Annotated in this window: 19 protein-coding genes; 11 read left to right on the top strand and 8 right to left on the bottom strand. The window is 59.9% G+C overall.

Annotated elements, in window-relative coordinates; all coding sequences use genetic code 11:
- Positions 1–2 precede the first annotated feature (2 nt).
- Positions 3–1094 (bottom strand): ABC transporter ATP-binding protein, encoded by a 1092-nt coding sequence (locus tag D9R08_RS14160; RefSeq protein WP_121898716.1) that lies wholly within the window; start codon positions 1092–1094, stop codon positions 3–5.
- 67 nt (positions 1095–1161) lie between these two features.
- A complete protein-coding gene (locus D9R08_RS14155; protein WP_121898715.1) occupies positions 1162–2214 on the bottom strand; it encodes an ABC transporter substrate-binding protein in 1053 nt (350 codons plus the stop codon).
- A 481-nt stretch (positions 2215–2695) separates the two neighbouring features.
- On the opposite strand from D9R08_RS14155, the gene D9R08_RS14150 reads away from it, so the two are divergent.
- The 3 genes from D9R08_RS14150 (at position 2696) to D9R08_RS14140 (ending at position 5902) form a co-directional block, all read left to right on the top strand.
- Positions 2696–3508 (top strand): SDR family NAD(P)-dependent oxidoreductase, encoded by an 813-nt coding sequence (locus tag D9R08_RS14150; RefSeq protein WP_121898714.1) that lies wholly within the window; start codon positions 2696–2698, stop codon positions 3506–3508.
- A gap of 273 nt (positions 3509–3781) precedes the next feature.
- Positions 3782–4801 carry an IS110 family RNA-guided transposase gene (locus D9R08_RS14145; RefSeq protein WP_121898713.1) on the top strand — a complete coding sequence of 340 codons (1020 nt, stop codon included), beginning with the start codon at positions 3782–3784 and terminating at the stop codon, positions 4799–4801.
- A gap of 264 nt (positions 4802–5065) precedes the next feature.
- A complete protein-coding gene (locus D9R08_RS14140) occupies positions 5066–5902 on the top strand; it encodes a hypothetical protein (RefSeq protein ID WP_121898712.1) in 837 nt (278 codons plus the stop codon).
- A gap of 374 nt (positions 5903–6276) precedes the next feature.
- Here D9R08_RS14140 and D9R08_RS19440 read toward each other — a convergent pair whose 3' ends face one another.
- Entirely contained in the window at positions 6277–6594 is a 318-nt protein-coding gene (locus D9R08_RS19440; RefSeq protein ID WP_456114879.1) for a transposase, read from the bottom strand.
- Positions 6595–6630: 36 nt separating this feature from the next.
- On the opposite strand from D9R08_RS19440, the gene D9R08_RS19435 reads away from it, so the two are divergent.
- The 5 genes from D9R08_RS19435 to D9R08_RS14115 all read left to right on the top strand — a co-directional run bounded on the left by D9R08_RS19435 (position 6631) and on the right by D9R08_RS14115 (position 10474).
- Entirely contained in the window at positions 6631–6936 is a 306-nt protein-coding gene (locus D9R08_RS19435; RefSeq protein ID WP_158599006.1) for a hypothetical protein, read from the top strand.
- 48 nt (positions 6937–6984) lie between these two features.
- Positions 6985–7701, top strand: a complete 717-nt coding sequence (locus D9R08_RS14130) for a hypothetical protein (protein ID WP_121898711.1) — start codon at positions 6985–6987, stop codon at positions 7699–7701.
- Between the two features lie 3 nt (positions 7702–7704).
- The gene (locus tag D9R08_RS18930) at positions 7705–8580 is read left to right on the top strand and encodes a M48 family metalloprotease (RefSeq protein ID WP_147450688.1); all 876 of its coding nucleotides are present in this window, start codon (positions 7705–7707) and stop codon (positions 8578–8580) included.
- A gap of 187 nt (positions 8581–8767) precedes the next feature.
- Positions 8768–9100, top strand: coding sequence for an SEC-C metal-binding domain-containing protein (locus D9R08_RS19635; RefSeq protein WP_407690610.1), 333 nt, complete (start codon positions 8768–8770; stop codon positions 9098–9100).
- A gap of 33 nt (positions 9101–9133) precedes the next feature.
- On the top strand, positions 9134–10474 hold the full coding sequence (locus D9R08_RS14115; protein ID WP_121898709.1) for an IS1182 family transposase: 1341 nt from the start codon (positions 9134–9136) through the stop codon (positions 10472–10474).
- A 548-nt stretch (positions 10475–11022) separates the two neighbouring features.
- Here D9R08_RS14115 and D9R08_RS14110 read toward each other — a convergent pair.
- Positions 11023–12780: an ABC transporter ATP-binding protein gene (locus tag D9R08_RS14110; protein WP_121898708.1), complete on the bottom strand. Its 1758-nt coding sequence runs from the start codon at positions 12778–12780 to the stop codon at positions 11023–11025.
- A gap of 486 nt (positions 12781–13266) precedes the next feature.
- Complete coding sequence (locus tag D9R08_RS18925) at positions 13267–13716, bottom strand: hypothetical protein (protein WP_147450687.1); 450 nt, start codon at positions 13714–13716, stop codon at positions 13267–13269.
- A 327-nt stretch (positions 13717–14043) separates the two neighbouring features.
- Between D9R08_RS18925 and D9R08_RS14105 the strand changes: the two genes are divergently transcribed.
- Genes D9R08_RS14105 through D9R08_RS14095 form a run of 3 tightly spaced genes read left to right on the top strand, consistent with a single transcriptional unit; the run spans position 14044 to position 15643 of the window.
- A complete protein-coding gene (locus D9R08_RS14105) occupies positions 14044–14502 on the top strand; it encodes a PepSY domain-containing protein (RefSeq protein ID WP_158599005.1) in 459 nt (152 codons plus the stop codon).
- 2 nt (positions 14503–14504) lie between these two features.
- Positions 14505–15092 (top strand): cytochrome b/b6 domain-containing protein, encoded by a 588-nt coding sequence (locus D9R08_RS14100; protein ID WP_121898706.1) that lies wholly within the window; start codon positions 14505–14507, stop codon positions 15090–15092.
- A gap of 11 nt (positions 15093–15103) precedes the next feature.
- Positions 15104–15643: a helix-turn-helix transcriptional regulator gene (locus tag D9R08_RS14095; protein WP_158599004.1), complete on the top strand. Its 540-nt coding sequence runs from the start codon at positions 15104–15106 to the stop codon at positions 15641–15643.
- Positions 15644–15798: 155 nt separating this feature from the next.
- On the opposite strand, the gene D9R08_RS14090 is transcribed toward D9R08_RS14095, so the two are convergent.
- The 3 genes from D9R08_RS14090 to D9R08_RS14080 are packed head-to-tail and all read right to left on the bottom strand — an operon-like array spanning position 15799 to position 18514.
- Positions 15799–16755 carry an alpha/beta hydrolase gene (locus D9R08_RS14090; protein WP_158599003.1) on the bottom strand — a complete coding sequence of 319 codons (957 nt, stop codon included), beginning with the start codon at positions 16753–16755 and terminating at the stop codon, positions 15799–15801.
- Positions 16752–18041 carry a TRAP transporter large permease gene (locus tag D9R08_RS14085; protein ID WP_121898703.1) on the bottom strand — a complete coding sequence of 430 codons (1290 nt, stop codon included), beginning with the start codon at positions 18039–18041 and terminating at the stop codon, positions 16752–16754. The genes D9R08_RS14090 and D9R08_RS14085 overlap by 4 nt, the downstream gene beginning before the upstream one ends.
- Positions 18038–18514 (bottom strand): TRAP transporter small permease, encoded by a 477-nt coding sequence (locus D9R08_RS14080; protein ID WP_121898702.1) that lies wholly within the window; start codon positions 18512–18514, stop codon positions 18038–18040. The genes D9R08_RS14085 and D9R08_RS14080 overlap by 4 nt, the downstream gene beginning before the upstream one ends.
- Between the last annotated feature and the right edge of the window lies 1 nt (position 18515).

Below are 18515 nucleotides of genomic sequence, written 5' to 3'. Positions count from 1 at the left end.
GCCTATCGCTCCGCGCCAAAAAGGAGGATGTTGTGCGGCTCGACGCCCAATACGACAGGGTCCCCCGCCCGCGGATGGTCGGAATGCAGCATGCCCTGCCGCAGTATCTCGTCCACCAGCATCTCCTCGCCAGAGGAAAGGCGCACCACCGTCCGCAGGGCCAGACCCTGATAGATGGTCTCGACCACGGTTCCGGGCAGCACGTTGACGGGCCGGCACTCGGTGTCCTTCAGGATCTGCATCTTTTCGGGCCGGATCCCGATCTGCCCGATGGCTTGCCCGTCCGAGGTCGCGACATCCGTGGCTTTCAGCTCCTGATTTCCCGCCTCCAGCGTCACCAGCCCGGCCCCGCGCGCCACGACCCTGGCGCTCAGAAAGTTGGTGGTTCCGATGAAATTGGCCACATAAGGCGTGGCAGGCCGCTCGTAGAGGTCTTCCGGCGTGCCGTCCTGCGCAATCTCGCCGGCCTCCATCACCACCACCCGGTCCGACATCACCAGCGCCTCGGTCTGATCGTGGGTCACCATCAGAAAGGTGATGCCCAGTTTTTCATGCATGTGCTTCAGTTCGACCTGCATCTGCTCGCGCAGCTTCGCATCCAAGGCCGATAACGGCTCGTCTAGGAGGATCACCTTGGGCTCGCGCACCACGGCCCGGGCCAGGGCGACCCGCTGGCGCTGGCCGCCCGAGAGCTGGTGGGTGTGACGCTCGAACATGCCAGACAGGCCCACAAGCTCCAGCGCAGCCTCGGCCTTGTCCCGTGCGGCGGTGCCCTTGATGCCCTTGCGCTCCAATCCGTAGGTGATGTTCTTGCCCACGGTCATATGGGGAAAAAGCGCGTAGTCCTGAAACATCATGTTCACGTCCCTCTGCTGCGGCGGCGCGGCGGTGACATCGACCCCGGCAATGCGAATTGTGCCCGCCGAGGGCACTTCGAAGCCGCCGACCATCCGCAGCAGGGTGGACTTGCCGCATCCCGACGGGCCCAGTAGCGTCAGGAACTCCCCGTCTTCGACGGCAAGATCCACATGGTTCACACCGACCACCGGGCCGTAATGCTTGCTGATGCTGTCGAGCTCGATGATCGCCGCCATGGGCCGGAGCCTCTTGCCAGTTGCGTGAAAGGGCAGGGGGACGATACGCCCCTCCGCCTAGAGGTCGTTATTGTGACTTGACCGAGTTCCATGCGTTCACATAGGCGCCCATCCGGTCGCCCAGGGGCTGCCACATCAGCAGGGCATCCAGATAGGCGGGGTCGTCCTGATGGAGGGCGACGAACTGCTCTTCGGTCATGCAGTTGCGCGCGGCCACCGGGTTGGCGACCGAGTAGCCGTTCACATTGGCCACGCCACACTGGCCCTGTTCGCTGAGTTGCATGTTCAGGAAAGGGTAGGTGCATGCATTGTCCGCGGAGCCGTCGACGATCATCCAGGAATCCATCCATCCTTCGGCGTTTTCCTCCGGGATGAACTCTGTGACCTCGATGCCTTCCGCGGCGATCAGCGCCGACTGGTAGCCCGCCCAGGTGTTCGAGATATCGACCTCGCCGCCCACATAGAGATCGACCAGTTCGCCCGCGGTGGACCAGTATCTGCGCACCAGCGGCCTCTGCTCGATCAGCGTCTCGACCGCCGCCGCTATCTGCTCGTCCGAGAGCGTGTAGATATTGGTGTCGCCGTTATAGCGGGCAGCAACATAGATCGCCGATTTGTCGTCCCAGAGCGCGATGCGGCCTTCGTTCCTTGGGTCGAAAAGCGCTGCAAGGGAGGTCGGTGGGGTCTCGAAGGCATCGTTGCGATACATGAACGCGATGGCGCCCCAGGTGTAGGGCATCGCGTAGTATTCGCCGTCCATCTGGATGTTGTCGAGCTCCCGGAACTGGGGATAGATATTCTCCCACTGTTCAATCCTGCTGATATCGACGGGTTCTACGAAACCGGCTTCGATGATCAGCCTGGTGATGTCGGAGGCGGGGGTGATCAGGTCGTAGACCCCACCGCCCGCGGCCATCTTGGCGATGATTTCTTCGCCGGACCCCACATAGGTCGCCGAGACGCGACAGCCGGTCTCGGCCTCAAATGCGGCAATGAAGCTGTCATCGGCATAGCCTTCCCAGGTCAGCAGGCTCAGCTCGCCCTCGGCCGAGGCCGGCATGCCAAATGCGGCTACGAAGATTGTCGTCAGGATCGTTTTGAGAGGCGTGGTCTTGGCCATATCGGTGGCTCCCTTGCGAGACGGTGAAGACTGTGCGGCGCTTTGTCGTGGCGGCGCGCCGACCGCGGGCAAGAACTCAACTGTGTTGTGCAGGCGATCTGGCCTTAAGACCGGATCAACCAAATAAGGTATACACAACATACCATTTTAGTTTGAGATTCGTGTCAACCCGGTCTGGTACAGGTCGCCGGGCCTATGGCCTCGTCCTCCCCTGAGCATGTTATCCTGTTCGCTCGCCGGGCGTGGTCCCGAAATCCTCTTCCAAATGCCTTGCAAGGTCAAAACCGCTCCAAATCTGTTGTTACGGGAGGGTCAAAGACGCCGCCGGAAGCGCGCGAGCCTCCCATCGGTGCTAATTTTTCAGTCACAGTCAGGGTGACGATACGGGTTTCCAGGTTGAGGCACGTTCCTCGGTTGACAGCAGGTTGCTCCCTAATGGTACGGTAGACATGCCTTTTTTGATGTGAGGGAGTCAGCCATCATGGATGCCCGGAGCCACCAACCCGTCAGCACACAGCGTGTTTTTCAGGAGCGGTTCGAGGGAAAGACCGCCCTCGTGACGGGCGGGGCAAGCGGCATGGGCCGGGCACAGGCGCTGCGGCTCGCCGCCGAAGGCGCAAGGGTGGCGATACTCGACCGAAACAAGAGCGGGGCAGAGGAGGTCGCCCATGAAATCGCGGCCCTCGGCGCCACCGCCTGCCCTGTCCCGGTCGACCTCTCCGACGTCGATGCGGTCGAAAGCGCCCTCGACACGGCGAAAGCCAGTCTGGGACCCGCGCAATTGCTGTTCAACAACGCCGGTATCGTTCTGGTCAAACCCTATGTGGAATGTACCGAGGACGATTTCGACCGACTTATGGCGGTGAATGTCAAATCCACATTCATGGTCACCCGCCGGGTGATCCCGCAAATGATCGCGGAGGGTGGCGGCGCGATTGTCCTGATGTCCTCGGTGTCGTCCATGCGCGGCTTCGCGCTGGAGGCGCTCTACGGGGTCTCAAAGGCCGCCGTTCAGGCGATGATGATGAACATCGCCGTGGAGTACAGGGAAGATAACATCCGCTGCAACGCGGTGTGTCCCGCCTTTGTCCGCACACCTCATGGTCTGAATGAAATCAAAGACTTCCAGGCACTTGGCTTCGATTGGAGCGACGATGATCTGGCGGCGACGCAGTTGCGTATCTGCGAGCCCGAGGAGGTGGCCGATGTAGCGCTTTTCCTGGCCAGCGACGACGCGCGTTTCGTGAACGGAGAGGCAGTTGTGGTCGACAATGGCTGGCTCGCGAAAGCCTGACTGCAAGACTCGGTCGAAGAGGTCCGGTAAGGCGTCCTTGCGGCGGGTGGCGATAGCCCTCCATGGCGGATCCCGGCGGGAGCCTCTTTTCCGACCTCCAAACGGTCCCGGATAACTTGGCCTGCTTTCATGACAACGGCCAATGCCCGAGGCCGGTGCGCCCCTAACGGCCGCTTTGCGGACAAAGCAGATGGGGTGGATGGCTCCCGCTCCCCGGCGTCGCAATGCGCCATACTGCAGGTGTCATGATCTGCGATAGCGAGGAGCCACCCCATGCAAGCTACCACCGTCGGCCTCGATTTGGCCAAGACCATCTTTCACGTGCACGGCGTCACTGAGGAAGGCGAGGTTGCGTTCAATCGGCCTTTGCGCCGCTCGCAGGTTCTGGCGTTCTTCGACCGTCTCGCGCCCTGCCTCATCGGCGTGGAAGCCTGCGCATCGAGCCACTACTGGGCGCGTGAGTTGTCGAAGCTTGGTCACACCGTCCGGTTGATGCCGCCGATGTATGTCAAACCCTACGTGAAGCGCGGCAAGTCGGATGCTGTCGATGCAGAGGCCATCTGCGAGGCAGTGACACGTCCGACGATGCGGTTTGTCGAGATCAAGTCCGAAGAGCAGCAGGCGCTTCTGTCCCTGCACCGGGCGCGGGACTTCGTGGTCCGCCAGCGCACTCAGCTGATCAACATGCTTCGCAGCCTGGCGGCGGAGTTTGGCATCGCCATCGCTCGCGGCGTTGCGCGGGCCGTCGACTTTGCAAAATCTGTTATTGAAGGAGGCCATGCAGAACTCCCCGAGCTTGCCCAGGACGTTCTGCGCGTTCTCAGTCGACAGCTGATCGATCTGCACAATCGGCTTGGGTGGTACGAGATCACGATGCGCATTCAGGCTCGCCTCAGCAGGCAGGCGCAACTCTTGCAGACCATTCCCGGTGTCGGGCCGGTCACCGCCTCAGCCGTGGCTGCGACAATCGGTTCGGGCCGCCAGTTCCGAAGTGGGCGCGAGTTCGCCGCCTGGTTGGGGCTCACGCCACGCAACCATTCCAGTGGTGGCAAAGAACGGTTGGGCAAGATCACAAAGATGGGCGACAGGTACCTGCGCCAGCTCATCGTGGTCGGCATGACATCCCGCGTCCGACAGGTCGCCAATCATCCAGACCGCGCCGATCCCTGGCTCGCGGACTTGCTGCAACGAAAACCTACGCGCCTTGCGACCGTCGCCATGGCGAACAAGACGGCTCGGATCATGTGGGCGGTGCTGACCAGGAACGAGCCCTATAGGCCGCATGCAGTCTGAGCCGGAAAGGAAAACGAGATAGCAAGACCGACGATGTGATGGTGTACCCTTCAGCCGCAACGATCAGGACACTCCGACGAATGACCCGGGTGCCAATGCCCGCAAAGCAGATAGGAACCTGATCTGCGGATCCCATCAGGGCCAGCGGTCATGACCGCGCAAACAGGCCGGACACAAGACCGCTTCTGAAAAGGTACACGCAATCCCATTTAAGCCTTGCTATGCGGGCGCCATCCACACAGGGCTTTCGCTGCGGTTGCGCCAATGGCCGCTTTGCTTGCAGCGATCATCGAAAATGACCACATAGGACGCAAAGGTTCTGTGGAGCAGTCACGTGCTATGAAACTCATATCGTTTTTGATTTTTGCCGTATTGGTTTCGGCCACTACCGCCTTTGCTCACTCTCCTTACTTTGGCCAACGCGAAAAGGTCGAGCTGCCGGAATTCGGAGAAGTCGAATTTGCCATTTTGTTCGGTGATGGCATATTCTTTGCTGATCCTTCGCAAGTCATCGTCTTTGATAGCGAGGGGCACTTACTGGCAGCCACTCCCCTATCTGATGGGCTTATCATTCGATGTCGCCGTTCAAATGACGGGCAATCGTGCAGCGCCTATGACGCAGTGCGAGGGTTGGTCTATCAGCCCGATCTTGATCTGTGGGGGCGTGGCCGAACTATTGTGGAAGATGGCAGGCCGTCAGTCGACGCATATCCCGAACACATCAACATATCCTATGGTTTTATTGAGCGATCCGCCACATTCGCAGAGAAGATATCATTTGAGGTTGCGGGTATGACGCGCGCTCCTGGCTCAACTCTTTTTGCTATTTTTTGGTGGTGTTTGGCGTTGGCACCGATGGCGCGTCTGTTTTGGCGTTGGCGGGGCAATGATTGGAAAATCAAGCCAGTGCGGTTCTCTGGAATTCTTAAAGTTTTCTTGAGTGTTTCTGCTTTTCTGGGAATGGCATTCCTCGCAGTTTTTCCTCTATTCTACGTTCCCTACTCAGTCTTGTTCTTCCTGCTTGTTTTCACGTTAGGCGGAACGGTGGCGTTTGTGATCACTCGACCATGGGGCAAGCGGGTGGCAAACCAGAGCCCATAGGAATCTTTGGCTTCATTGGTGGGCAAGGCCACATTTGGTTTGTCACAAACTTGGCTACAACGCGATCTAGCAGACATTCGCCGCGTTGCAGAAGCGCAGAAGTTTGGGCTCGAAGCAGATCTTCACTGCGGTCGCGAGCGCACCTCGGCGGTACGGAGCGCGGGTGAAGGTCCGGTGTGCGGGACATTTCTGCCGTTCGCTGCAATTGCGCAAAGGTCCGCTCTCGAGAAACAAGCCGGTCAGAAACGGTCGATTTAGGTGAAAAACTCGACCTACTACATCTTGTGTTTTACCGACGCGCGGTCTTTCAACCCGCTGTTATCGCGGTCAAAGGCAGTGTTTTTGGCAGTTGCCGATAGCTGGTCTAGCGAACCTTAACACGGGACCATTTTGGCAAGGCGTTTTAGGTTCTGGGCGGTGGCGGCGAGGAGGAATTCTTCTTTGGCTCCCTTGAGGCCACGGAGCCGGAGGCGCTTGAAGCCGAGATGTCGTTTCAAATGGGCGAACAACATCTCGACTTTCTTTCGTCGTCGTCGGCTCTCGTCATAGGCTGCCGTATCGCGCAGATCGCGGACGGCCTGGCGCGCTTCCTCGTCCATGTGGCGGGTGACGGTTCGGAATTGCGCGTCGGTGCAGGCCTTCTTGATCGGGCATGCGCCGCAGGTGTCTTTCCCGGCAAAGTAGCTTTTGATCCGGTCGGCCTGCTTGATCCGCCGCAGCGGCATTTCATGGCCTTCGAGGCAGGTGTAGCTGTCGCGCTCGGGGTCATACTGGAATCTGAAATTGCCGAGGTGCGACGCATACCGCTTCAGGCGTGGTTCACCAAGAGTTTTTCACCAGTATCAACCGTTTTTGGCACATATGTTTTGGCCTGGGTTTATTGTCAGACGCCTGGTAAGACCCGGGACTCGCTGGTCGGGTTGATAGTGCTCTGGAACAGCACACCTGCTGGGTCTCTTGGGCACTACGTCACAAGCGTCAACCAAGTGGCGCACGACTTCCCCGAAATAAGCCTATCTGCTATTCTCTTATGAGTAGCATTGAGATTTGACCAAACAGATTACCAAGGGGGAGGGCTCTTAATGCCGGGACTTGAGGATGTGCTTGCCTTTGCTGCCATGCAGAGGGTTGCAGAACGGGCGTTTATTTTTCTTTTTGTCATAATTCTGTGCGGAATCCTCGTCTGGGCCTATCGTAAGGCTGTCCAACGGATCGACTTCAACATCTCAGCAGACAAGGTTGGAGCTGGTGGCGTTGTGGTTCTGGCAATGCCGGTATTCCTCCTGCTGGTCATGGTAGGGTTCAGTTACATTGTCTTCTCCCAACCTGTTACCGTGCGGTCCCTATCAGGCATTGAGCTCAACGAACCGGATAAAGCCAACGGAGAGGAGCAAGAGAATGACGCCAATGATGGTGATGCAAGGCCGTCGAGTGCGCCGACAACAATGACACGTGAGATCGAAGGCATGCTCGTTCTGCCGGCAGGAAGCGCACTTAGCCCCCATCAGGTGATTGCCTCTCTCGGAATCATCCAGGACCACCTCGCAGATGATAGCTCAGACGATATCGAAACCCGGCGGCGGGTGAGTTCTGCTGCTCGTATCCTTGAAGTCCATCTCGGTGATCTTATGGATGCGGTTTATGGTGACGGCGCATTCTCGACCTACTCAAGAATTCGGGGGCAGCTACTCAGCGAAGGAACGACACTTGCCGATCTCGATATCACGGCCGAGGAGGAAGACCTCTACCTCGATATTGATCAGTTGTTTTCAGGTGCCCAGCTTACCGACGGAGAATAGACTGTGAGACTTCTGTTTATACTTCTCCTTGGGCTTTTGTTAATAGGCACAGCACAGGTCTCTGCACAGACACAGCAGGAACTTCGTAGCTATCAGCGTAATGTGATCGAGGTAACCTCATTTGTGGCTGATCGCATTGCATCGGCCCTCACGCCCGAAGAGCGAGCGATCCAACGTAGCCTCCGCGTCCGCGTTCCGCTTGATTCATCTTTCACCGCCCAGGCGACACAAGGACGGATTACGATGTCCGCTGGAATAGGATGGATATTCCAGCAACTTGCCGCCGCTCAGATCGCTGAACAGTTTCTCGGATTTCGCGGGTGTTCGCCGGAATACCTCGAATATTTTGCCATCAACGTTATCGAAAACTCGGATCGCGCTGCAGAGGGACGCTCCGTCAACCCAGTTCTCTCTCCCGGAGGTTTCGGGCGAAGATATGGTGGTGCCTGTAGGGGCTTTGACGACCGAACAGTCTTCCATCCTGACATAATGAATGCCTACGCCGCCCAGATGAATGCCAGTCTGACCTTTCTCTATTTGCATGAACTTGCCCATCATACTCTTGGTCACCTTGAGAGCGGCAACCGTACGCTCAGCATCTCGCGCGAACAGGAGGCAGCAGCGGATAGATGGGCCATCAGGATAATGGTGGAGTCTGATCTAGCTGCACCGGCAGCGGCATTGCCGATGATGCGGTTTCTTGTTCTTCTCGGAGGTGAGACGCTCGAAGACGAAAGGAGGTCTACGCATCCGCTAGGTATGCGGCGCATGCGGGATTCAATGCGCTATGCAGCGGAACTCCATCGACGGCGCGGTGATCACGAACTTGCAGATGAGACATTGGACGCCATGGAAGCTGCCGAAGAGTTCATGCCGTAGGACGAGCATTCCCAATTCGGCTTCACGGAGTTTCGCCATCAATCCCAAAGCGCTCCCAGGCAGTTGAGAACGCCTCACGGGGGTCACAGGAAATTGCGCATGTAGCGCCAAAACTCACACGTTTCTGTCACAGGCGAAAACGACCGATACTGGTGAAAAACTCTTGGTGAACCACGCCTGAAGCGGTATGCGTCGCACCTCGGCAATTTCAGATGATGGAGGGTATCATGGCCAAGCGTATCAAACCCGAAGACCGCGCCTCCTTTCGAGGTCATTTCTAAGCGTCGCAAATCGTTCCCGTCAGAGACACGCGTCAAGACCGGCGTTCAAACGGTGCGTGGGCGATGTGGAACTTCAAGAGAAGCTCGGACGGAACGATCCTTGCCCCTGCGGTTCGGGCAAGCGCTACAAGCGTTGTTGTCTAAAGAGCGGCAAGTTCGACGGTAGCCGTCGGGATTATTACTTTCAGAGAGCGCCGGTGATCCGGCGCTCGACAGTTGCACAAAGCCTATGCCCCTGATTCACTTGCCACATTGGCGGGGAGGATCAAGCGATGATGGGACGGTTGGAGGCGCAGGAGAACCTATTTTACCGGTTTCGGATCGAGGATCACGTCCCGCAGGATCACCTCTTGCGCCGGATCGACTGGCTGCTCGATTTCGACGCGAGCCGCGCGGAGTTGGCCGCGCTCTACAGCCACACAGGCCGCCCGTCCGTCGATCCTGAGCTGATGCTCAGGATGCTGCTGATTGGTTATCTCTACGGCATCCGATCCGAGCGACGTCTAGTCGAGGAAGTGCATCTCAACCTGGCATACCGTTGGTTTTGCAAGCTCGGGCTGGAAGGCCGGGTGCCGGATCGCTCGACTTTCTCCAAGAACCGGCATGGCCGCTTTGCAGATGGCGAGGTGCTGCGGCGACTGTTCGAAAGCGTCGTGGAAAAGTGCATCGGCTTTGGAGTTGTAGGTGGCACGGACGCGGCCATCGACGGCAGTACCATCGAGGCGGATGCCAACCGGGATCGCAAGGATGCGCCGGATGCGGTTCAAAAAGTCTGGTCGCGCAAGGATCAGGTGCAGCGCCCGGTCGCTGACTATCTGGCGCAGCTGACTGACGCCGATGGGACAGCACAATCCGGCCCCAAGAGGAAGCCGCCCAAGTATATCTCGGAAACCGATCCGGAAGCGGCATGGTCGCTCAAGGATGGCCCTGGCCGGTTTAGCTACGAGACCAACTATCTGGTTGATACCGATCATGGTATCATCGTGGATGTTGAGGCCACACCCGCCCGGCTCAGCCAGGAAATCGTCGCGGCCAAGACCATGTTGGATCGCAGCCGGACCCGCCACGATTTCCACCCGGATCGGGTCGCAGCGGATGGATCATATGGCACCGGACCGTTCCTGGCATGGCTTCTCAAGCGCAAGGTCACGCCGCACGTGCCTGTCCTGGACCGCCAGCATCAGACCAAGGGCAAGTACGATCTCAGCTATTTCCAGTATGACCCCGAGCGCGACAGCTACACCTGCCTCGAAGGCCATGAAATGCCGCTGCGGCGGATCAAGCAGGCCGACCGGATCAAAAGCTACTTTGCCGGGAAAGACACCTGCGGCGCATGCCCGATCAAGAAGGCCTGCACCGACGCGCCATTCCGAACCGTCACCCGCCACATGGACGAGGAAGCGCGCCAGGCCGTCCGCGATCTGCGCGATACGGCAGCCTATGACGAGAGCCGACGACGACGAAAGAAAGTCGAGATGTTGTTCGCCCATTTGAAACGACATCTCGGCTTCAAGCGCCTCCGGCTCCGTGGCCTCAAGGGAGCCAAAGAAGAATTCCTCCTCGCCGCCACCGCCCAGAACCTAAAACGCCTTGCCAAAATGGTCCCGTGTTAAGGTTCGCTAGACCAGCTATCGGCAACTGCCAAAAACACTGCCTTTGACCGCGATAACAGCGGGTTGAAAGACCGCGCGTCGGTAAAACACAAGATGTAGTAGGTCGAGTTTTTCACCTAAATCGACCGTTTTTGGCACGGGCGAAGCAGTCGCCATAATGGTTGAAAAATCTTGTGACACAAACCCTTGGCAAAACCGATTTTGATTTTGTCACGTTTTTGGCCGAGGCCGGACAAGTGGACATTGGCGCACGATGCAGCATCAAGCACTCCGGGCTCTTCGCGGCCATTAGATCGATCGCAGCATTTTGACCGTCACGTCGCATGGCTTCCGTCAAGGACGGCCCAAAACCGACCTTAGCCACTTAGTCCCGATGCAGCATCCCAGCACGTCAAAGCCGCCATTGGCCGCGTATGCACTGTCCAAGCCAAGTGCAAAGTCCGGTCTGCGAGAGATGCCGAACCACACAGTGCGCTACCGGGAAGTCACGACCCCAAATCGACAGGCGGTCCTGCCGGGGCAATTCTCTCGCTATGCTCTGTAGCGCATCACGCCGCCAGTGTTTGCTTCTCCCGTAGTGCCCGGTAGAGGCCATCTCGGCGTGCCATCAACTCGGACGGCGTGCCGTCTTCGACAAGCTGGCCACGGTCGAAGACCAGGATCCGGTCCATCCGCTCGACGGTGGCCAGTCGGTGCGCGATGACGAGTGTCGTGCGTCCCTCCATCAGGCGTTCTGCCGCCTCGGCCACACGCGCTTCGGCCTCGCTGTCGAGAGAGGACGTCGCCTCGTCCATTATCAGAACGGGCGCATCCGAAAGGAATGCGCGGGCAATAGCGACCCTCTGTCTCTCACCGCCTGAAAGCTTGACGCCCCGCTCGCCGACCTCGGTACCATACCCCTTCTCAAGGCGTTCGATGAACTCAGCAGCGCCCGCCTTCGAGGCGGCTGCGTAGACTTCGTCCATAGTAGCACCGGGCCGTGCATAGCCGATGTTGTCCGCCAGGGAGCGATGGAACAGAATTGGCTCCTGCGGGACCAGCGCGACATGACTGCGAAGCTCGGCTAGGGAAACCGAGGCGATGTCCACGCCGTCCAGCGTAATCGTACCGCCCGTAACCTCGTGAAGACGTTGGACCAGCTTGACGAACGTCGTCTTTCCAGACCCTGAGCGGCCGACGAGGCCCACCTTCTGGCCCATCGGGATATCGACGTTCAGATCGGTAAAGAGCGGTGTCGGGGCGCCCTCATACGCGTAGTCGACATGGTTGAACGACAACGCGGCCGCGCGCGGCGGAAGCGCACGGGCCGGTGGCCGAACCACGTTTTTCTCCGGGTTGTCCTGCATGAGATCGACCATCTCTTCAGCGTCGTTCACGGCTTTTTGCAGGTTGCGGACGTGGTTGCCGATCTGGCGCAAGTAGCCGTCGAGCATACCGAGTGCCGAGACGGTAAAGGCGATCTCGCCTGCCCCCGCCGCGCCGCGCATGAACGCCAGCAGTGCGCCACCCAGAACCAAGGCCCGCAGCAGCCAGAGGCTCAAGTCCTGCGCAAGGCCGGACCAGGTGCCTCGCCGCCAGGTGCGGCGGCTGCGATGCGCCCACTTTCTGAGAACGCGATCGATCCGCGCATCCTCTCGCGCCTCCGCGGCATGGGCTTTGACGACGGCGTTGGACGTGATCGCATCGGCCAGTGCGCCCGAGACACGGCTGTCCTGCGCATTGGCGAGGCGCGCCGCAGGGGCGACCCATTTGAGCGTGAGCGCCAGAGAGATCGCCAGGAAGATCGTCGCGCCCGCAAGCGCCATTAGGCCGACTTCGATACGGAAGGCGGTGAGCGTTGCGGTCGTGCCGACCAGGACCAGGACGGCTGGCCCAAGGGCGAGCAGCAGAAGGTCTCCCATATCGTCGAGCGCCCACGCACCCCGCGTTATCTTCCGGACAGTGCTGCCTGCAAAGGCGTTTGCGTGCCAGGACGCAGGCAAACGCTGGACATGGGCAAAGGCCTCGGCCTCGACCTCGCGCATCGTCGGGATCGTGAGGTCGATAATGGCGAAATAGCTGACGATCTTGGCCGCTATGGACAGAACCCCCAATGCCATCAGGCCCCAGAATGCCACCCAGGGCGTGGCACCGTCGGCGACAGCCGCCACGAGGCGTCCTGTCAGGATGGGTATCGAGACGTCGGCGCCTGTCGAAACGATCTGAAGCCCGACGATGATGGAAAGCAGGCCAGGGCGCCGGGCCCAACGGGACGTGGCGAAGGCGAGAACGCGGGCAAAGGTGCCGCGGGTAGGAAGCTGTGACATGAACGCAATCGCAGACGGGTGTCTGCGCCCTGCTAGTGGGATGAGACGAAGCCGGGCTTGGGAGCGGCTATGCGATGAAGAGGTGACGGTGAGGGGTGGTGATCGCCCAGTGCGTCAACTAATGCCGAACCAAAAACGTGGTCGACCGAAGGGGGCAGCGTAAAAGTCGATTATCATGCTCGCCCTCCTGATCAGACGCTTCTCATAAAGCGTTACAACAAGTATCGATCAGACCGCCGATATGTCAAGCGCACGAGCCCGACCGGTTCGGCATCTGCGAGAGACCGCCAACACAGGCGCCCCGAGGGTTCCTGGCCCTTTGAGGACCTTCGACCTAGCTTTGAGATCCTGCGGTAGCAGCCCGCTTTGCGGTCATTCGCTGCAAGCGCAAACTCTGGGCGAGATCGAACTCACAGTCCGCGGGACAAAGCATCATTTCGCTGCGGTTGTGCGGATGTCGGCTACGGCGAAAACTATCTAGTCAAGTCATTGAAGTATTCGATATTTGCAGCCCGCAAAGCCATCTAGCCGCGACAGTCCAAATTCAACAGCTCGCGGGCTGTATTCGAACTGCGTTGTGAGGAGGTTGAACAAACCCAAGGCATCAGCGATACGGTCAGCTCCAGCAGCACGGAGCAAGCTGAAGGTTCCGACAAGCGTGATCGCGCTATCGGCGGCTGTCAGGCGCAGGCTACGTAGCCTGAAGCGATGGCGATAATCAGGTTCAGGAATGTCGAGGCGCGTGTATGCGGTGCCTGTGGCAAACATATCATCACAGGCATAGAGCCAACGAGTTCCATTATGCTCGCCCCACCGAACTTCGAGCTCAGCTGCAAATAGTGATCCAGCATTGGTCGTAACGACCTTATTGTTGTCTATTGTTCGGCAACTAATTTTCCCGTCTGTCCAATCGGGCTCTACGTCGTCATAAAACATAATCTCTCCTCACATGATCCTACGCATTTGCGATAAGGCACAAGCTGACATTCGCCGCAGCACAGAAAAACAGCACTCTGGGCTCCAAGCCGACCTCGAATGCGCCGCAGCAAGGCTGAACCGGACTCAGATGACGGGTGTGCGGGACGAAGTGAGCTTTCACTGTGGCTGCACCAAACTCGGCTTTCCATGCCCAACGGTCCCCGTAAGCCTGCGCTTGTTTCATGGCTCATAAGCAGCCCTCCAATAGGGGCGACGTCGGTGCAGGGCCAAGTTCCTGTGGAAGGCGACCATTCCGGTGCCGAACCACAACCCAAGGAGATACCCATGAAACGTCATGTCCTTTTGCCCGCAACACTTTCGGTCCTGTTGACTGGAGCGGCTTTCGCGGTCGAACCCTCGCTTGGCGCCAATCTGGGCACCAGCATCGAAGACATCTCGGCGGCGCTGTCCGAAGATGGATATGTGCTCACGAGATACGAGCGAGAGGGCAACCGGATCGAGCTCTATGCCGTCAGGGATGACACCCGCTACGAGCTTTACGTAGATGCGACCTCGGGCGAAGTGACCCGCCTCGAAACGACGGCCCGGCGCGGGCCATCCTCCCTGCCCGGGATCAGCGACGACCAGATCCGTGCCGCACTGCAAGGCCTGGGCTATGAGGTGGTCGGCTTCGAACGCGAAAACGGCGAGATCGAGGTCTATGCAATGAAGGACGGGCGCCGCTGGGAACTAAACATCGATCCACGGACGGGCGACATCCTGCGTATCGAGGCCGAGGACTGATCATGGGCGAGCCGACGCAAGGGGATGATGGGCGGGTCTGGGACCCGCTCGTGCGCCTGACACACTGGACGATCGCACTGGCCGTCGTCGTCAATGGGTTCCTGATCGACGGGGATGCCCTGGCCCATGTCTGGATCGGCTACACGGCACTTGGCTTGCTGGCGCTCAGACTTCTTTGGGGTCTGATCGGCCCCGACAACGCCCGCTTCGCATCCTTCCCGATCAGCCTGTCGGGTGCGGCGCGCCATGTCGCCGGCCTGACACGCGGCGAACACAGGGAATACCCGTCCCATAATCCACTCGGGGCGCTCATGGTCTACGCACTCTGGGCTATGTTGCTGCTTGTCTCGGTCACCGGCGTGATGCTGGACGGCGAGCCCTTTCCTGAGCATGAGAGCGCATACAGCCAGCACAACGACAATGAAGAGGAGGAGGATCACGAGGGCACGGAGGTCATCGAAAACATGCACGAGGTATCCGCCAACCTCCTTCTCCTGCTGGCCGTACTGCATGTCGGTGGGGTCGTGCTCGAGTCCCGCTTTTCCCGTCGCAATCTGGTTCGCCCGATGATATTCGGAGATAAATCCTGAGAGGCATGCCCTTGGATGAAACAGCCACGACGCGACGGATCAGAGCAGACAAGCGCAGGGCGAGTGCGCTTGCCGTGGTTCTGGCTGTCCAGGCACTGGCAGCGGTTTTCTTTATCGCGGATGTTGGTCAGGACCTTCTGTTGGGCGGCGTGACTCCGCATTCCTTGCTTGAGGCCATTGTGGCGGCGGCGCTTGTCATCGGGACGGCCTTCGGCGCATTGCAGATGCGGCAGATACTCATTCGTATCCGGCAGGCAGAGACAGCCATGTCGATTGCCTCGGGGGCGCTGTTCGAACTGATCCAGGCGCGCTTTCAGGATTGGCGTTTGACACCTTCGGAGGCTGAGGTTGCAATGTTCACACTGAAAGGCCTTGATATCGCTGACATCGCGCAGGTGCGGGGGGCTGCTCAAGGGACGGTGCGGGCGCAAATGACTAAGGTCTACGCGAAGGCTAAAGTATCGGGTCGCGGGCAACTGACGTCGCTGTTTATCGAAGACCTATTGATCGCCTCGAATGGTCGCGGGTCGGCGGTGCGAGAAGAAATCTAGTCGCTGTATCGAACATTCCTGTCTGAGGTCTGCATCGGGCATAGCGCGGCAATAGATTTGGGTTCGCATTTCCAGACATTCATGCGGCCCGCAGTATCGTTCACTGCGGCTCAAAGTGAGCATTGCGGCGCTATAGCAGACAAGGCGGCTGGTGCTCATGTGAGGAACGCGTTGACTGCCCGGAACACACGATGCGCGCGCTTTTCGGCGCTGGCGAAATGAGCGCCGTTTGCGATTTCGACATATTGCCTATCCGCGCTTCCGAGCCCGTCGAAGAGCCTGAGGGCATCGGTCCGGGTCGATGTCGGATCGGCGCCGCCACGGATCAGGAGGGTGGGGCAGTTCACATCTTTCGGATCATAAAGCCGGCGTCCGTTGAAAGCCTCCCACAGGTCGAGAAAGGTACCATTGGGCGCACGGAAGGCGGGCGGATTATGGTGAGCGGAGTGAGGATCATCGGCAAGTGACGCCTGTACCAGCGCCTGAAAGACGGCTTCATCCCGCCAATTTGCCCCATCCGGCATCTCCGCATCCCAACGTTCGCGCGTGGCGGCCTCGGTCACCAGCCGCGCGGCGCCGTGGCGCGGGTCCACCCTGGCCGGGTCGTTCGGGTCGGCAAGGATCGTCAGCCAGCCCGCATTGACCTCGGCAAAGATCGGCGCATAGAGGACGAGACGTTCGACCCGCGCGGCGCCGATTGTCGAAGTGTAGAGGGCCGTGGTGATCGAGCCCCAGGACCCGCCGATCAGGCGAGTGCTCTCGACCGCATGGCGCGCGCAGATCCAGGCGACGGCATCGTCGATGTCGCGGATCGCCTTGGATGCACGCGCATAAGGTTTCCCCGCCGTCTCGAACACCGGTGAATGCGACAGTCCATAGCCGCGGATATCGAGCGCGTAGGCCGCAAAGCCCGCCTCCGCCGTCGCCTTTAGCCAGCTCGCCCCCGGGTGCGGGATGTCGTAAAGGCGGCTGGCATAGGTCGCGCCATGAACGAACAGCACGGGCGCACGGGCCGGATCGTCCCCATGGGCGCGGATGTGCAGTCTGAGACCGGGCTCATCCGACGAGGCGATAAAGTGGGACGCCGCGGTGTCGTGGTCGCGCCAGGTCACTGCAGGGCCCTCGGGATCGCGGTGACGAGGTCGGGGACGGCCCAGAGTATCGCCAACCCGGTCAGGAAGATGCCGACCACGGGCCAGGCTGCGCGGAAGACCTGTGCCGTACTCATCCCGTCGGCCGCACCTTTCAGGGCAAATAGCGTGTAGCCGAAAGGGGGCGTCAGGCTGCCGACTGTCAGGTTGATCAGGAAGATCGTCCAGAACCAGATCGGATCGAACCCCATTGCCGCGACGATCGGCTGGTAGATCGGGATCGCCAGCAGCATGAAGGCGATCTGGTCGATGAACATGCACAGCAGGAACGGGATCGCCATCATCAGAAGGAACGTCATCGCAGGGCTCCATCCCAGCTCGGCGATGAGCGTGACAAGGCCTCTGGTTGCGCCTGTGAAAGACAGCAATTGACTGAACAGCTTGGCCGAGGCGACAATGATCAGGATGACGACCGAGATCGTGACGGCACTTGCCACAGCCTCGCGCAGCATGATCCAGTCGAGCCGTCCGAAGATCGCGGCCACCACCATGGCACCCACCACACCGGTTGCCGCGGATTCCGATGGCGAGGCGACCCCGAGCAGGATCAGCCCCATCACCGAGAAGACGACGATGAGGAACGGCGCCATGGCGAGAACCGCGCGCCAGACCGGCGTTTCCGCCTGCGTGATGTCCGCCTCCGGCATCGGGCCGCCGCGGAGATAGACCCAGGCAAGGGTCAGCGTGGCAAAGAGCAGCCCGGGGATGATGCCGGCGACCAGAAGCCCGGCGATTGACGCATCCGCAAGCGAGCCGACAATGATGGCCAGAAGGCTTGGCGGAATGATCGGCGCAAGGCTTGCGCCTGCCAGGATCGTCGTCGCGGAGGTACGGGACGCATAGCCGCGCGCGGCCATCAGCGGCAGGACCGACCGGCCAAGCATCGCCGCCACGGCTACCGCCGATCCCGAAAGCGCACCAAAGACGGTCGATAGCGCGATGGTAACGACATAAAGCCGGCCGCGAAGCCGCCCGATCAGCCTGTCTATGCTTGAAAACAGCACATCCACTGTACCGGAGCGGAACAGGATCTCTCCCATCAGCACGAAAAGCGCCACGGTCACCAGCGTTGAGGAGGTGGCGGTTTCGAAGATCGAGTTGGAGAACATGCCGAAGCCCCTCGGCCCGATCAGCACGAGAACGCCCAGGATGTTGAGCAGAAGAAAGCCCACGAAGATCCGCGCGCCGGAAAAGAGAATCACCAGCAAAAGCCCGATGGCGAGGATCAGGAGGGCGGCCCAGCTCATTGCCGGCGCCCGGCGATCTGGCGCAGGAAATGCGCCGCAGCCGAGGCGAAGCCCACGGCGATCACGGTGGTGATCCACCAGCGCGGGATCGGGTTGGCAGCATTTGTCATCAGGCCGCGCTCGAACTGCCTGATTGCTTCGCCCGCAACGATCCAGCCGGTCACTCCGCAGGCCACCGCGCCGAGCATTGCATTGAAACGGCCAAGCCAGATTGCCGGGCCGACGGGCAGCGCATCGGGGATGATGTCGATGGCCACATGGGCATTGCGGCGCGTGATGTCGGGCAGGGCGCAGAATATCATGGCGGCCAGCGCATACTGCACCGCCTCGCCCGACCACGTCGTCGGCGCGCCCAGCCCGTAGCGCATGATGACCTCGAAGACATAGAGAGAGACCGCCGCCACCAGAGCGCCCCCCGCCAGAGCGAACAACCAGCGAGAAGTCGCGTCATGCAGGTCGCCGAGGCGGCGCATG

The sequence above is a fragment of the Rhodophyticola porphyridii genome (assembly GCF_003688285.1).
In the GTDB taxonomy this organism is placed as follows: domain Bacteria; phylum Pseudomonadota; class Alphaproteobacteria; order Rhodobacterales; family Rhodobacteraceae; genus Rhodophyticola; species Rhodophyticola porphyridii.
Note: the sequence above shows the minus strand (reverse complement) of the source record. Positions and strands in the feature narration are given on the sequence as shown.